Origin of the sequence: Salinicola sp. JS01, assembly GCF_030284585.1 — a bacterium.
Lineage (GTDB): Bacteria > Pseudomonadota > Gammaproteobacteria > Pseudomonadales > Halomonadaceae > Salinicola.
The window spans coordinates 516222-529805 of record NZ_CP127244.1; the positions used below are offsets into that span (position 1 = coordinate 516222).

Consider the following 13584-nt stretch of genomic DNA (forward strand, 5'->3'; position numbering starts at 1 on the left):
GCGGCAGACGCCGAGGTCAGCGGGCGCGCGGGGCGGGTCGCCGCGCGCCTTACGGGCGGCGGTCGGCCACCGCGGGCCGCCGCCGCAGCCAGTCTGCGGGAGGTGCCATGAGCTATTTCATCGACCGGCGGCCCAATGCGCGCAACAAGAGCGCGGTCAACCGCCAGCGGTTTCTCAAGCGCTACCGCGCGCACATCAAGCGCGCGGTGGAGGAGTCGGTCAATCGGCGTTCGATCACCGACATGGAGCGTGGCGAGAAGGTCTCGATCCCCTCCCGCGACATTTCCGAGCCCTCGTTCCAGCACGGCCCCGGCGGCCGGCGCACCATCGTCAGCCCCGGCAACAAGCAGTTCGCCGAGGGCGATCGCCTGCGTCGACCGAGCGGCGGTGCTGGCGGTGGCGGCAGCGGCGAGGGGCAGGCCTCGAACCAGGGCGAGGGGGTCGACGAGTTCGTGTTCACCCTGTCGCGGGAGGAGTTTCTCGACTTCGTCTTCGACGGTCTGGCACTGCCGCATCTCGAGCGCAAGCAGCTACGCGTGCTCGAGGAGACGCGCCCGGTGCGCGCGGGTATCTCGCGGGAGGGGGTGCCGGCGCGAATCAACATCGTGCGCTCGATGCGCGAGGCCCAGGCCCGGCGCATCGGCATGCGCGCACCGCTGAAACGCGCCCTGCGCGAGGCCCAGGAGGCGCTGGCGGCGGAGGAGCGTCAGGACCCGGTGCTGCGCAATCCGGCCCGGATCGATGAGCTCAAGTCGGAGATCGAGCGGCTCGAGAAGCGCATCGCCTCGATACCGTTTCTCGATACCTATGATCTGCGCTACAACCACCTCACCCGCCAGCCGATGCCCTCCAATCAGGCGGTGATGTTCTGCGTGATGGACGTCTCAGGCTCGATGACCCAGGCGCACAAGGACATCGGCAAGCGTTTCTTCCTGCTGCTCTATCTGTTCCTCGAGCGCAACTACGAGAAGGTCGAGCTGGTCTTCGTGCGCCACCATACCGTGGCCAAGGAGGTCGACGAGGAGGAGTTCTTCTACTCGCGCGAGACCGGCGGCACCATCGTCTCCAGCGCCCTGACCCTGGTCGATCGCATCATCGAGGCGCGCTACTCGCCGGAGCAGTGGAACCTCTATGTCGCCCAGGCCAGCGACGGCGACAACTGGGACGACGACTCCTCGACCTGCCTCAAGCTGCTCGACGAGTCGCTGATGGCCAAGCTGCAGTACTTCACCTACGTCGAGATCACCCCCCACGCCCATCAGGCGCTGTGGGACGCCTACGCCACGATCAAGACAGCCTATCCCGAGCGCTTCGCGATGGAGCAGATCGTGCAGGCGGAGGACATCTATCCGGTCTTCCGCGAGCTCTTCCGTCAGCGTGCCGAAAGCTGAGGTCGGTATGGCCACCGAGGAGACATCGATGACGCGACGCAAGCCCATTGCCACCGGTTCGGACTGGAACTTCGAGACCCTCGAGCGCTACGAGCAGGCGATCGCCGAGCTGGCGCGGGAGTACCGCCTCGACACCTACCCCAATCAGATCGAGATCATCACCTCCGAGCAGATGATGGACGCCTACGCCAGCGTGGGCATGCCGGTGGGCTATCACCACTGGTCGTTCGGCAAGCAGTTCCTGTCGGTGGAGCAGGCCTATCGGCGCGGTCAGATGGGGCTGGCCTACGAGCTGGTGATCAACTCCGACCCCTGCATCGCCTACCTGATGGAGGAGAATTCGCTGATGATGCAGGTGCTGGTGATCGCCCACGCCTGCTACGGCCACAACTCCTTCTTCAAGGGCAACTACCTGTTCCAGACCTGGACCGATGCCTCGGCGATCGTCGACTATCTGGTGTTCGCGCGCAAATACGTGGCCCAGTGCGAGGAGCGCCACGGGGTCGAGGCGGTGGAGCAGCTGCTCGACGCCTGCCACGCGCTGCAGAACTACGGGGTCGACCGCTACAAGCGCCCGTCGCCGATCTCCGCCGAGGCCGAGGCGCGGCGTCAGGAGGAGCGCGAGGCTTACCTGCAGACCCAGGTCAACACCCTGTGGAGCACCATTCCGGAGCGCGCCGCGCCGCTCGCCGACCACCTCTTGCCGGACAGCGAGAACGATCCGCTCGGCCTGCATCGCCATGGCCGCTACCCCAGCGAGCCGCAGGAGAACCTGCTCTACTTCCTGGAAAAGAATGCGCCGCTGCTCGAACCGTGGCAGCGCGAGATCGTGCGCATCGTGCGCAAGCTCGCCCAGTACTTCTATCCCCAGCGCCAGACCCAGGTGATGAATGAGGGCTGGGCCACCTTCTGGCACTACACGCTGATGAACCGGCTCTACGACGACGGCCTGATCGACGAGGGGCTGATGCTCGAGTTCTTGCAGTCGCACACCTCGGTGGTCAGCCAGCCGGACTACGACAGCCCCTATTTCGGCGGGATCAACCCCTACGCCCTGGGCTTCGCCATGTTCAGCGACATCCAGCGCATCTGTCAGGCGCCGACCGACGAGGATCGCGAGTGGTTCCCCGAGATCGCCGGCAGCGATTGGCTCGACACGCTGCACTTCGCCATGCACAACTTCAAGGACGAGTCGTTCATCCAGCAGTTCCTGTCGCCCAAGGTGATCCGCGATCTCAAGCTGTTCAGCCTGGTCGACGACGACCGCGACGACAGCCTGCAGATCGAGGCGATCCACGACGATCGCGGCTATCGCCGGATTCGCGAAGCGCTCAGCGTGCAGTACGCGCTCTCGGCGCGGGAGCCCAACATCCAGGTGTGGGAGGCGGATATTCGCGGTGACCGCTCGCTGACCCTGCGCCACGTGCAGGACCGGCGCCGGCCGCTGGGGCAGAGCCTGTTCCCGGTGCTGCGCCATCTGCATCAGCTATGGGGCTTTCCGGTCAAACTGGAGTCGATCGAGAACGGCGATACGGTGCGCCGCTACCAGTGGCCGATCCCCGAGACCGGGCGCGAGTCGGCGTGAAGCCCCTGGCGCCATCATCAGAGAGCTTGGAAATAAGCGCTTGGGGTTATTCCGAGGTCCAGCTCATACACCAGCCATCGGGCGAGACGCGGTGCTCGGGAAACAGCGCGCAGCGCTGGCCGGCGCTGAAGAAGTCGCAGTTGGCGCAATGCCGCCCGGCGCGGTAGGCGGGGTCATCCTGGGCAGCGCTGGCCTGCTCGACGTAGCGCACTGCCCGCGCCTGCCTGGCGGATGGGTCGAGCAGCGGGGCTGACTGCGCCCAGGCGCGCCAGCCGGGCACCAGCAGCAGGCCGGCGGAGAGCGCGGCGCCACGGCACAGAAAACGGCGGCGATCGATGGACATGCTAAGGCTCCTCGACGTAAATGTAGGCGCTGGAGACGGGCGGCGCGGCTTGCCACCGCGACGCGGCAGCCAGGGCTTGAGTCAGGACTCGAGTATGGCGGCCCGCGCTGGCGGCGTTCAAGCGCAGCCGCCGGGTGAGAGCTGATATACTCGCGTCCGAGCCTTCATTCTTGATTGTCGTGGTCCCGCCCGGGGCCACCCGCCGGTGGGAGAGAGAGATGCAGAACGCGGTCATTCTGATCAACGTCGAAAAGGGCCGGATTCGCGGTGTCGCCGAACGTCTCGCCGATCTCGAGGGGATCAGCGAAGTCTACTCGACCTGCGGCCGCTACGATCTCATCGCCATCGCGCGCACGCCGGACTTCGAGTCCCTCGCGACCCTGGTCACCGAGCGTCTGATGAGCGTCGAGGGCATCCGCGACACCGAAACCCTCAACGCCATGCAGGTGCATTCGCGCCACGATCTCGACGCCATGTTCTCGGTCGGCCTCTGAGCGCGGGGTGGGGCGCCGTCGACCCGCCGGAGCGCTGACGCGGCTCTGGCGCACGTCCAAGATATCCATCGTTTTCGTCGTTGTCGTCGGCGGGCTCTGGTACTACCACGAAAGCGGGGTGCGCGATCAGCTCAGCTGGATGGGCGTGCCCGAGTGGCAGTGGAGCGACTGGCGCAGCTGGAACCGGGTGCTGCGCAACGACGGCTTCCTGCTCGGCTGGTCGGATCTGCGTGCCGGGCCGCTGTGGGTAGGCTATGCGCTGACCCGGGTGGACAACCCCCACAGCCTGCCGCGGCCCGACCACTTCTCGCCCGACTGGCGCAGCCTGTGGCCGATCACCAGCAGCGATTACACCGGCAGCGGCTATGACCGCGGCCATATGGCGCCCAACTACGCCATGGCGGCGGCCCATGGGCGCAGCGCCCAGCTCGACAGCTTCCTGATGACCAACGTCACGCCGCAGCGGCCGCATCTCAATCGCCAGCTGTGGCAGCGCCTGGAAGAGGCGGTGATGGACGACTTCGTGCCGCGCTTCGGTAGCGTCTGGGTGTTGACCGGGCCGGTCTACGACGACCAGTGGCTGCATCGGGTCGGTTTTTCGCAGGTGCCGCAGGCGTTCTACAAGATCATCGTGGTGCCGGGAACCAAACCCCGGGCCATCGCCTTCCTGATGCCGCAGACGGTCAGCGGCAAGGAGCCGCTGGACCGCTTCCTGGTGACCATCGACGAGATCGAGGCGCGCACCGGGCTCGACTTCTTTCCGCTGCTCAGCAAGCAGGTCCAGCAACGCCTCGAAGGGCATGTCGATACCGCCGGCTGGGGCCTCGCGGCGATCTCCCGACGCCCTGGCCGCTATCAGTGAGCGGGGCGATTCGCTGCTCATTCCTCGCAGCTGAGCCAGCGTTGCCAAGCTGAACCAGCATTGCCAACCGACCCGGTCGGCTCCGTCGCTGGCGCGTGATGTCGCTCTCTCGGTTCACGCCAGCCGCTGGCGCAAAAATGCTGCGGCCTGATCGAGGACGCTGACGGCGGCGGAGACGGCACCGGCCATCTCGATGAAGCCGTGGATCATGCGCGGCACCTCCACATAGCTCACCGCCACGCCCGCTGCCTGTAGCTTGTCACGGTAGATCCGCCCCTCGTCGAGCAGGGCGTCGAACTCGGCGGTCACGATCAGCGCTGGCGGCAGCGCCAGCAGATCGCTTGCCAGCAGCGGCGAGACGCGCAGGTCGCGGGTGTCGAAGTCGCCGATGAAGGGCTCGGCCATGGCGCGCATCAGCTCTGTGGTGAGTGGCGGTACCTGACCGTTGCGCTGCCGTGACGGCAGGGCGTCGGACTCGGGGGTGAGATCGAGCCCAGGATAGAACAGCACCTGGGCGCGCAGTGCCACGCTGCTCTCTCGCAGCTGCTGGCAGGCCATGGCGGCGAGGCCGCCGCCGGCGCTGTCGCCGGCCACCGCCAGGCGCGCGGGGTCCAGACCCAGCGATTTGGCATTGGCGGCGATCCAGCGAATCGCGGCGAGCACGTCCTCGGGCCCGTCCGGCGCCGGATGCTCCGGGGCCAGGCGGTAGTCCACCGCGATCAGCGCCTCGCCGGAGGCGTGGGCGAGGCGCCGGCAGATCTTGTCGTGGCTATCGAGGTCACCAATGATCCAGCCGCCGCCATGCAGATAGATCGTCGCGGCTGCCGCTGATGCGTCCGCTGGGCGCGGGCGGTAGAGGCGCAGCGGAATCGGCCCCAGCGGCCCCTCGGCGGCGAGATCGGTGACCTCGTGCATGGGCGGTGCCTCGCCGCCGAGGCGATCCAGCAGCAGACGGTAGACCTCGCGCATCTGGGCTATCGGCAGGGTCTCCAGCGGCGGCAGCGACTGCGCCGCCATCTTGCCCAGGACCGTCTGGACCTCGGGGTCGAGACGGGAAAGATCGAACGGTTCCGACATGGCGCTCTCCTGTTTGTCAGGGGTAAGGGGCGGCCACCGGTGTGGCCGCTGGTCGGGCGATCAGCATCAGGGCGTCCAGGGCGAGCACACCCTCGCCCTCCGGGTAGACCATGACCGGGTTGAGGTCGATCTCGACCAGCCGCGGCTCGGCCTGCATCAGTGCGCCCAGCGCGGCCACCAGCTCGGCCAGGGCCGCCACGTCGCAGGCCGGCCTGCCGCGGTGGCCGCGGAGCAGCGCCGCGCCCTTGAGCTTGTCCAGCTCGCGGCGTACCGCCGATGGCGTCAGATCCGCCGGCAGCAGGCGCACGTCGCGCAGCACCTCGGCGCTGACGCCGCCGAAACCGACCAGCACCACCGGCCCCCACTGAGGGTCTTGGCGGGCGCCGACGATCATCTCGCGGCCGGCGGTGCCCATACTCTCGACCAGTACGCCATCCAGCGGGGTGTCCGGGGCCAGGCGCGCCAGATCCCGATGCAGCTGTTCCCAGGCCCGGGCCAGCGCCGTCTCGCCCTCGATACCCAGGATGACTCCGCCGACGTCGCTCTTGTGGCTCAGCGCCGCCGCCTGGGCCTTGAGCGCGACCGCGCCGCCCAGGTCGGCGGCGATACGCTGGGCCTCGTCCAGCGAGGTCGCCAGCGCTCCCGCGCCGAAGGGCACGCCGAGTGGCGCCAGCAGCTGCTTGGCGCGGTACTCGGGGATCACGCCGCCCTGCGTGGGCAGCGCCAGGCCGTGGGCTGCCGGCGGCACACGCTCGCTGTCGCGGGTGGCCAGCGGGCGCAGGCGGGCGATGGCGCGCAGCGCGCGCTCGTGGCTGGGGAAGTAGGGCACGCCCAGCGCGCGCAGCTCGCTGACATAGTCCGCGGGAATCTCGGCACCCTCGTCGAGGCCGGCGCAGATGACGGGTAACTGCGGTTGCTGTTCGCGTACCGCCTGCAGCACCGGTGGCAGCTTGATCCGGCAGGTGACCGGGTCGGTCTGGATCAGGCCGACCAGGACCGTGCCGAAACGGGAGTCCGCGAACAGTGCCTCCAGCGTGCGCTGGTAGAGCTGCGGGTCGACCAGACCCTGGGCAGTGAGATCGAGGGGGTTGCTCACCTCGACGAACGGCGGCAGCGCCTCGCGCAGAGCCGGCGAGTCGGCGCTGCCGATCGTCGGCAGGGGCAGTTCGAGCGCTTCGCAAAGATCGAGGCAGAGCGCCTTGAAGGCGCCGGACTCCCCGACGATGGCGGTGCCGGCCGCGGGCAGGGTCGGGCAGCGCAGAGCGATCTCGGCGATATCGCCGAGCTCTTCCAGGGTTTCGGCCAGCACCACCCCGGCGCGCTCGACCAGAGTGCGCATTACCGCATGGTCGCCGGCCAGGGCGCCGGTGTGGGTGGCGGCGGCGGCACGGGCCGCGCTGCTTCTGCCCGGGTGCAGCAGAATCAGGCGCTTGCCTCGGGCTTCGGCGCGCTGCGCCAGAGCCAGCAGGCGCCGGGGCTGGCGGAACTGCTCGGCGATCATCGCGATCACCGCCGTACCCGGATCGTCGAGCAGGTAGTCGAGATAATCCTCCAGGTGGCTGGCCGCCTCGTTGCCGGTGGAGATGGCGCAGGAGAGCGCCAGCCCACGGCTTGCCAGAGTGGTGTTGAGCACCGTCATCATGGCGCCGCTCTGGGAGAGAATGCCGATCGCCGGCTGGCTGCGGTGGCGCTCGGCCTCGTCCTCGCTGATCGCCACTTCGATGAAGGTCAGCGGCAGGCGCTGGCGGTAGTCGATGCCACCCAGACAGTTGGGGCCCTGCACCAGCATGCCGGCGTCGGCGGCGATACGTTCGATCTCGCGCTGCTGGGCCAGACCCGCCTCGCCGGCCTCGGCGAAGCCGGCGGAGAAGATCACCACCGCGCCGACCCGGCGCGCGGCGAGTTCGCGCACCGCGTCCACCACGCTGGCCTGGGGGATCGCCAGCAGCGCCACATCGACCCCTTCGGGTAGCGCGGCGATGCGCTCCAGGCACGGGCGGCCGGCGATCTCCGCGCGCCTGGGGTTGATCAGGTGAATCTCGCCGGCATAGCCGTTGCGGGTCAGGTTGCCGAGCACTGAGGCGCCGAGCGCCCCCGGGGTGGCTGAGGCGCCGACGATGGCGATCGACCGCGGTGTCAGCAGGCGCCTTACCGCGCCCTCGGGCAGGCGTCTCGACGCCTGCTGCGATGAGTCCGACATGATGCTGCCTCCTCTGGGTAGACCTCAGGCGTCGCGGGAGTGCGCGCGGTCGTAGGCGCCCAGGCCGGGCTTGTAGCGTTTCTCGTCGAGGAACTGGCGCAGCCCTTCGTGGCGGCCGCTGTCGTCGCGGCTGTTGGCGGCCTCCTGGGCGCGCACCAAATAGTCCTCGGCGTTGTCGTAGGTCATCTCGCGGACCCGGCGCAGGGCATCCTTGGTCGCCTTGAGGGCGATCGGGTTCTTTTCCAGCAGCATTGCGGCGACCGCGGCGACCCGCGTCTGCAGTTGCGCCAGAGGGTGTGCCTCGTTGACCAGCCCCCACTCGGCGGCGGTGGCGCCGTCGATCGGCTCGCCGGTCATGGCGTGGTACATCGCACGGCGGAACGAGAGCAGCTCCACCGCCACCTTGGAGGCGCCGCCGCCCGGCAGGATGCCCCAGTTGATCTCGGAGAGGCCGAACTTGGCCTCCTCGGCGGCGAACGCCAGATCGCAGGCGAACAGCGGGCCGTAGCCGCCGCCGAAGCACCAGCCGTTGACCATGGCGATGGTCGGCTTCTCGTACCAGCGCAGGCGGCGCCACCAGCCGTAGCTCTCGCGCTGGGCCTGGCGGGTGCCGGCGAGGCCGTGGGCTTCGGTATCGCGGAAGTACTGCTGCAGGTCCATGCCGGCGGTCCAGGCGCTGCCTTCGCCACTGAGCACCAGCACGCCGACTTCGGGATGGAACTCGAGGGCATCGAGCACTTCCAGCATGCGGCGGTTGAGGGCCGGACTCATGGCGTTGCGTTTTTCCGGGCGGTTGAACTTCACCCAAGCGACGCCGGACTCGATGGTGTAGGTGACGGTCTCTTCTTCGCTATGTGACGTTGACATGACAAAACCTCTTGAGTGGGGCGGTGGGCTGCGGCGTGGCGCCAACAGGGCGCGACGGGGGCAGCGGAAACGGGATGACGGATGAGACCCGGCCCGCGGCGCCGCTTCGGCGCTGCGGGCCGCGTTCAGAACGGGTAGCTCGGTGGCGTTTGCTTGAGCGTGACCCACTGCCAGTGGGTGTACTGCTCCCAGTCGGCAGGGCCGCCGACGCTGGTGCCGTTGCCCGAGCTGCCGGTGCCGCCGAAGGGATTGACCACCTCGTCGGCGACGGTCTGGTCGTTGATGTGCAAAAGCCCGGTATGGAGCTTGTCGCCCAGTGCCATGGCGCGACCCACCGAGGCCGAGAGAATCCCTGCGGAGAGGCCGTAGTCGGTGGCATTGGCCAGCGCCGCCGCCTCGTCGTCGTCGTCGAACACGATCACGTTGGCCACCGGGCCGAAGATCTCCTCGTCGAAGGCGCGCATGCCCGGGCTTACGTTGGAGAGCACGGTGGCGGCGTAGAACAGCCCCTGGTGGGTGCCGCCGGCTTCGAGCACCGCGCCGGCGGCGACGCTGTCATCGACGATCGCCTTGACGTGGTCGAGCTGGCGCTGATCGATGATCGGCCCCAGCGCTACCTGTTCCCTGGCTGGGTCGCCCACCGGCAGCTGGCGCGCTTTCTCTGCCAGACGCTGGGTCAGCTCTGCGGCCAGGCGGCGCTGGACCAGCACGCGGCCGGTGGCCATGCAGATCTGGCCCTGGTGGAAGTAGGCGCCGAAGGCGATCGCCGACACCGCCTGGTCGAGGTCGGCATCATCGAGCACGATCAGCGAGTTCTTGCCGCCCAGCTCCAGCGATACCTTCTTGAGATGGCGCCCCGCCAGCTCGCCGATACGGCGCCCGGCGGCGGTGGAACCGGTGAAGGCGATCATCGGCACGCCCGGCGCCTCGACCAGCGCCTGGCCGGCCTCGGCATCCCCCGGCAGCACGTGCAAGAGCCCTTTGGGCAGGCCGGCGGCGCTGAGGACCTCGGCGATCACGAAGCCGCCGGCGTAAGGCGTGCGCGGGTCGGGCTTGACCACCACCGCGTTGCCCACGGCGAGTGCCGGGGCCACCGAGCGCAGCGACAGCACCAGCGGGAAGTTGAATGGCGAGATCACGCCGACCACGCCGAGTGGCCGGCGTCGGGCCAGGCTCATGCGCCCGGGTTCGCTCGGTAGCACCTGGCCGGTGGCCTGCAGCGGCATGGCGGCGGCACGCTGCAACAGCACGATCGCCTCGCGCACCTCGTGCTCGCCCTTGGGCAGAATCGCCCCCGTCTCGCGGGCGATCAGGCTCGCTATGGCGGGCGCCTGTGCTTCGAGCAGCGCGGCGGCGCGATGGAACACCGCGGCGCGTTCGCGGGGTGGAGTTTCGGCCCAGGCGCGCTGCGCCTCCTTGGCCCGGGTGACGGCCCGGGTGACGGCATCGGCATCGGCCTTGCCCACGGTATGTAGCGGTGCGCCGGAGCCGGGCTCGATCACCTCGAGGGTGGCGTCGGTTTCGATCCAGTCACCGTCGAACAGCTTGGCGTGCCAGCGCGCGGGGTCGGGAAATCGGGTCGGGGTATCGCTCATGGGGTCTCTCCAGGAGTTTGAGGGATCACAGGGCGGTGGCTGCCAGGCCGCCGTCGATGGGTAGATTGGCGCCGTTGATCCAGCGCGCGGCGTCGGAGAGCAGGAACACGATCCCCTCGGCCACTTCGTCGGCGAACGCCGGGCGCTTCATCTTTTCGGCATCCGCAGCGACGCGCTCGGGCCCGAGCATGGTGACGAAGTCGTCGAGGATGGGGGTGAACACCGGGCCGGGGGCGACGCAGTTGACGCGCACGTCGTGGCTCGCGAACCAGGGCCGCGAGGCGCGTGCGCTCCACACGATCAGCGCCTCCTTGAAGTACTGATAGCAGCTTTCGGCGGGCACCGGATGCGCTGCCAGCCACTGTTCACCGGCGGCAAAGTCGGGGGTGTCGGCGAGGGCGCGGTGAGACTCCAGGCGCTCGGCCCAGGCGGCGCCGAGGATCGAGGCGACGTTGACCACGCTGCCGCCGCTGAGCCGCGGCAGCAGCGCCTGGCTCAGGTGGCGCAGACCCAGATAGTTGACCCGAGCCACCAGCGCCGGGTCGGCGGTGCCGGGTACCCCGGCGATATTGGCCAGGCCGTCGAGGCGTGCGGGCAGTGCCGCGACGAGTGCGTCGATCGCCTGCGGATCGCTCAGATCGGCCTGGTGAAAGGCGTCCAGTGTCATGTCGACCGGATGGCGGTCGACGCCGATGACCCGGGCGCCGTGAAAGCGCGCCAGTCGGGCGACTTCATTGCCGATACCCGAGGCGACGCCGGTAACCAGCAGTGTCTTGCCGTAGAGTTGCATGTCTCGACTCCTGCGCGATGGCGTGATCGCGTCTTAGAAACTGTGGACGAACTGCAGGTTGAGGCTGTTGCCGGCGGCGGCGTTCTCGACCTTGAGCGGAAAGTAGAGATTGACGTTGAGCAGGTTGTCGGCATCGAAGCGGTAGGCGCCGCCCGGCCCCAGATAGAGCAAGGTCTGGCGTGAATCGGCCACGCGCTCACCGTTGGTGCGGTTGTCGCTCAGCTGGCGCAGATAGAAACCGTTGATGCCCAAGCGCAGCTTGTCGTTGACGGCGTAGGAGCTGGCGAGGTTGACCCAGGCGGCATCCCCGGCTTGGCCGTTGTCGAACTCGAAGCCGGGGATGGCCGGCGGAGCCCCGGCGCGGTCGGTCTCGAAGTTATACAGATAGTTGAAGCGAGCGCTGATCTCCCACGCCGGGGTGGGCAGCACGGTTATCGCCCAGTTGGGAAGAATCGACCAGTAGCCATCGCCGGGGTTGAGCGCGCGGTCACGATCGAACTTTCCCACCGGCGCGATCACGTCGAATTCGAAACGCTGTGAAAAGACCGGTCGCCCCTGACGGATGATCGGTGCCATCTGCAGATAGGGGCCGAAGGTGATATCGCCCAGCCCGAAGCCGTTGTCGCGCAGGGTGGCAGGGCTGTCGTCGGCGAAGGAAGCATGCAGATTGACCAGCGGCACCAAGGTGTTGAAGCCGAGCCAGCCGCCCCACAGACGGTAGGGCGAGGTGTAGGCGAACTGGGTGATCAGTGCGGTGGAGTCGATCTTCGGGTCACGAAAAGCGGGTGAGTCGTCGCCGTTGGCATCCTTGATCGCATCGAGGTGGGACAGGCGCGCGTATTGAATATAGGTCCAGCCCTGGCCGAGGCGGCCGAAGCCGTCCATGAAGCTGGTGCCGCCAGTGTTCATGCCGGCGCGTAGCTGCACCGTCTGCGGCATCGACTGGGCCTCGGCCTGCGGGATGAGTGCCTGCGGAACGAGCACCAGACCCGCGGTGAGGCTCAGCGCCAGACCCAGCAGCGACCGGGCGACGCGGCTCAGTCCAGATGATCGAGCCGCGCCAGCGCTGCCAGCAGCGCGTCCCCTTGTGTCGGGCCGATCCTGTCCAGCACCCGCGTCTCCATCTCTTGCACTGCGAGCTCGGTCTCGTCGAGCAGCTGCTTGCCCGTGGTCGTCAGGTGCAGGTGCTGCATGCGCCGATCCTGCTTGCCGCGAACCTGGCGCAGCAACTCGCGCTTCATCAGTCGCGCCACCACGATGGCCAGATTGGGCGGCGAGACGTCCAGCGCTTCGGCCAGCTGGCGCTGATTGACCCCCGGGTTGGCGTCCACCAGGACCAGCAATGAATAGTCCACCGGCTTGAGTTCGAAGCGCGCCATGCACTCCAGGAACAGGCGGCGTATGCGCAGCTCGGCGCGGGTGATGCGAAACCCGAGCAGGCGCGTCAGGCGCGACTGGTCGAGTGTGTCTGGAGAAGCTGGGGCGTCGGAAGTCATGCGCGCGGGATCGGGCCTGGCATAGAGAGAGCAGTACAGTACCGGCCCCAGGCCGTGCGCCCCGCCCGGAGCGCGGGAGCGGAGCGCGACACGCCACGGGGGCCGAAGCGTTCTCCCCATGATAGCGGCTGATGGATCGATGGGAGCGCAGCGCGGCAGTTTTTTGCCTCGTCGCTTTTTGATTGACTGTTTTTTGACTGACTGTTTTTTGACTGATGGTTCTTGGCTTCGTTGTTTTTTGACTTGTTGTTTTGTTCATGGTCGTTCTCCGGCAAGGGCGCGGATGGTGGGTCTAGGCCGGTTGTGGCGTGGTCCGGTCGTATTCGCCGCCGCGATCATCTCCCGCCAGCGCAGCAGCGACTTGCGAGGCGAGTATCCGCAAGAAAATAGTTATGATCTATAATCATTACGTCTAATAACTAGAAGGTGGGGGCGCAAGGGCGGTGGGATCGCTGGCGTAGATGCGCCGGCAGATGCGTGAGATGGATGAGTGAGGTGTGGGCCGAGCGAGAGGGTGGCGAAGCGCGACCTCGGGCTTTGCTGGACCCGGTCGCGTAAGGGAATACAAGCGCCCCGAAGCGCGCGATCCGGGGAGACGCGGCAAAACAGAGCGCAGTCAGCCGAGCGCGGGTAGCGAAGGGAGGGGGGTAAACGAACAGAACGGATAGACGAAGCGGGCGGGCAGGCCATGAGCCAATACCAGTGCCCAAGAAGACAACTAGGCAGCCTGCAAGAGCCTACGACGACATGCAGAAACGCCTATACCAAGCCTGATTCAGACAAACCAAGCCTGATTCAGACAGTTCTCGGTACAGGATTTGCGGGGCAATATAGAGGAAATTGCAGCGCGGACAGGGGGTGTCCGGCAGGAACCGCACATCGTA

12 protein-coding genes are annotated in these 13584 nt (G+C 67.8%); 4 read left to right on the plus strand and 8 right to left on the minus strand.

Annotated features, from left to right (window positions below; translation table 11 throughout):
- The first annotated feature begins 107 nt into the window (after positions 1–107).
- Both QO259_RS02530 and QO259_RS02535 read left to right on the plus strand, forming a co-directional pair.
- Positions 108–1391 carry a YeaH/YhbH family protein gene (locus QO259_RS02530; protein ID WP_035474282.1) on the plus strand — a complete coding sequence of 428 codons (1284 nt, stop codon included), beginning with the start codon at positions 108–110 and terminating at the stop codon, positions 1389–1391.
- 28 nt (positions 1392–1419) lie between these two features.
- Positions 1420–2976 carry a SpoVR family protein gene (locus QO259_RS02535; RefSeq protein ID WP_207031608.1) on the plus strand — a complete coding sequence of 519 codons (1557 nt, stop codon included), beginning with the start codon at positions 1420–1422 and terminating at the stop codon, positions 2974–2976.
- A 46-nt stretch (positions 2977–3022) separates the two neighbouring features.
- Here QO259_RS02535 and QO259_RS02540 read toward each other — a convergent pair whose 3' ends face one another.
- On the minus strand, positions 3023–3319 hold the full coding sequence (locus QO259_RS02540) for a high-potential iron-sulfur protein (RefSeq protein ID WP_285951675.1): 297 nt from the start codon (positions 3317–3319) through the stop codon (positions 3023–3025).
- 218 nt (positions 3320–3537) lie between these two features.
- On the opposite strand from QO259_RS02540, the gene QO259_RS02545 reads away from it, so the two are divergent.
- Together QO259_RS02545 and QO259_RS02550 are read left to right on the plus strand one after the other, a co-directional pair.
- Positions 3538–3813, plus strand: coding sequence for an Lrp/AsnC family transcriptional regulator (locus QO259_RS02545; RefSeq protein WP_035474285.1), 276 nt, complete (start codon positions 3538–3540; stop codon positions 3811–3813).
- A 118-nt stretch (positions 3814–3931) separates the two neighbouring features.
- On the plus strand, positions 3932–4675 hold the full coding sequence (locus tag QO259_RS02550; RefSeq protein WP_285951676.1) for a DNA/RNA non-specific endonuclease: 744 nt from the start codon (positions 3932–3934) through the stop codon (positions 4673–4675).
- Positions 4676–4789: 114 nt separating this feature from the next.
- Here QO259_RS02550 and QO259_RS02555 read toward each other — a convergent pair whose 3' ends face one another.
- The 7 genes from QO259_RS02555 to QO259_RS02585 all read right to left on the minus strand — a co-directional run bounded on the left by QO259_RS02555 (position 4790) and on the right by QO259_RS02585 (position 12700).
- The gene (locus QO259_RS02555) at positions 4790–5752 is read right to left on the minus strand and encodes an alpha/beta hydrolase (protein ID WP_285951677.1); all 963 of its coding nucleotides are present in this window, start codon (positions 5750–5752) and stop codon (positions 4790–4792) included.
- A 16-nt stretch (positions 5753–5768) separates the two neighbouring features.
- Positions 5769–7952 carry an acetate--CoA ligase family protein gene (locus QO259_RS02560; protein ID WP_285951678.1) on the minus strand — a complete coding sequence of 728 codons (2184 nt, stop codon included), beginning with the start codon at positions 7950–7952 and terminating at the stop codon, positions 5769–5771.
- Positions 7953–7976: 24 nt separating this feature from the next.
- A complete protein-coding gene (locus QO259_RS02565) occupies positions 7977–8819 on the minus strand; it encodes a p-hydroxycinnamoyl CoA hydratase/lyase (protein WP_285951679.1) in 843 nt (280 codons plus the stop codon).
- 125 nt (positions 8820–8944) lie between these two features.
- Positions 8945–10414, minus strand: a complete 1470-nt coding sequence (locus QO259_RS02570) for a benzaldehyde dehydrogenase (protein ID WP_285951680.1) — start codon at positions 10412–10414, stop codon at positions 8945–8947.
- Between the two features lie 25 nt (positions 10415–10439).
- The gene (locus QO259_RS02575) at positions 10440–11204 is read right to left on the minus strand and encodes a coniferyl-alcohol dehydrogenase (RefSeq protein ID WP_207031594.1); all 765 of its coding nucleotides are present in this window, start codon (positions 11202–11204) and stop codon (positions 10440–10442) included.
- A gap of 33 nt (positions 11205–11237) precedes the next feature.
- Positions 11238–12188: a SphA family protein gene (locus tag QO259_RS02580; RefSeq protein ID WP_285951681.1), complete on the minus strand. Its 951-nt coding sequence runs from the start codon at positions 12186–12188 to the stop codon at positions 11238–11240.
- A gap of 53 nt (positions 12189–12241) precedes the next feature.
- Positions 12242–12700 carry a MarR family winged helix-turn-helix transcriptional regulator gene (locus QO259_RS02585; protein WP_207031591.1) on the minus strand — a complete coding sequence of 153 codons (459 nt, stop codon included), beginning with the start codon at positions 12698–12700 and terminating at the stop codon, positions 12242–12244.
- Positions 12701–13584 lie beyond the last annotated feature (884 nt).

What these genes read in the sequence shown, in the direction of transcription:
- QO259_RS02575 (WP_207031594.1), bottom strand. Translation starts at nt 11,204, where the DNA reads ATGCAACTCTACGGCAAGACACTGCTGGTTACCGGCGTCGCCTCGGGT.
- QO259_RS02540 (WP_285951675.1), bottom strand. Translation starts at nt 3,319, where the DNA reads ATGTCCATCGATCGCCGCCGTTTTCTGTGCCGTGGCGCCGCGCTCTCC.
- QO259_RS02555 (WP_285951677.1), bottom strand. Translation starts at nt 5,752, where the DNA reads ATGTCGGAACCGTTCGATCTTTCCCGTCTCGACCCCGAGGTCCAGACG.
- QO259_RS02565 (WP_285951679.1), bottom strand. Translation starts at nt 8,819, where the DNA reads ATGTCAACGTCACATAGCGAAGAAGAGACCGTCACCTACACCATCGAG.
- QO259_RS02535 (WP_207031608.1), top strand. Translation starts at nt 1,420, where the DNA reads ATGACGCGACGCAAGCCCATTGCCACCGGTTCGGACTGGAACTTCGAG.
- QO259_RS02570 (WP_285951680.1), bottom strand. Translation starts at nt 10,414, where the DNA reads ATGAGCGATACCCCGACCCGATTTCCCGACCCCGCGCGCTGGCACGCC.
- QO259_RS02585 (WP_207031591.1), bottom strand. Translation starts at nt 12,700, where the DNA reads ATGACTTCCGACGCCCCAGCTTCTCCAGACACACTCGACCAGTCGCGC.
- QO259_RS02560 (WP_285951678.1), bottom strand. Translation starts at nt 7,952, where the DNA reads ATGTCGGACTCATCGCAGCAGGCGTCGAGACGCCTGCCCGAGGGCGCG.
- QO259_RS02530 (WP_035474282.1), top strand. Translation starts at nt 108, where the DNA reads ATGAGCTATTTCATCGACCGGCGGCCCAATGCGCGCAACAAGAGCGCG.
- QO259_RS02545 (WP_035474285.1), top strand. Translation starts at nt 3,538, where the DNA reads ATGCAGAACGCGGTCATTCTGATCAACGTCGAAAAGGGCCGGATTCGC.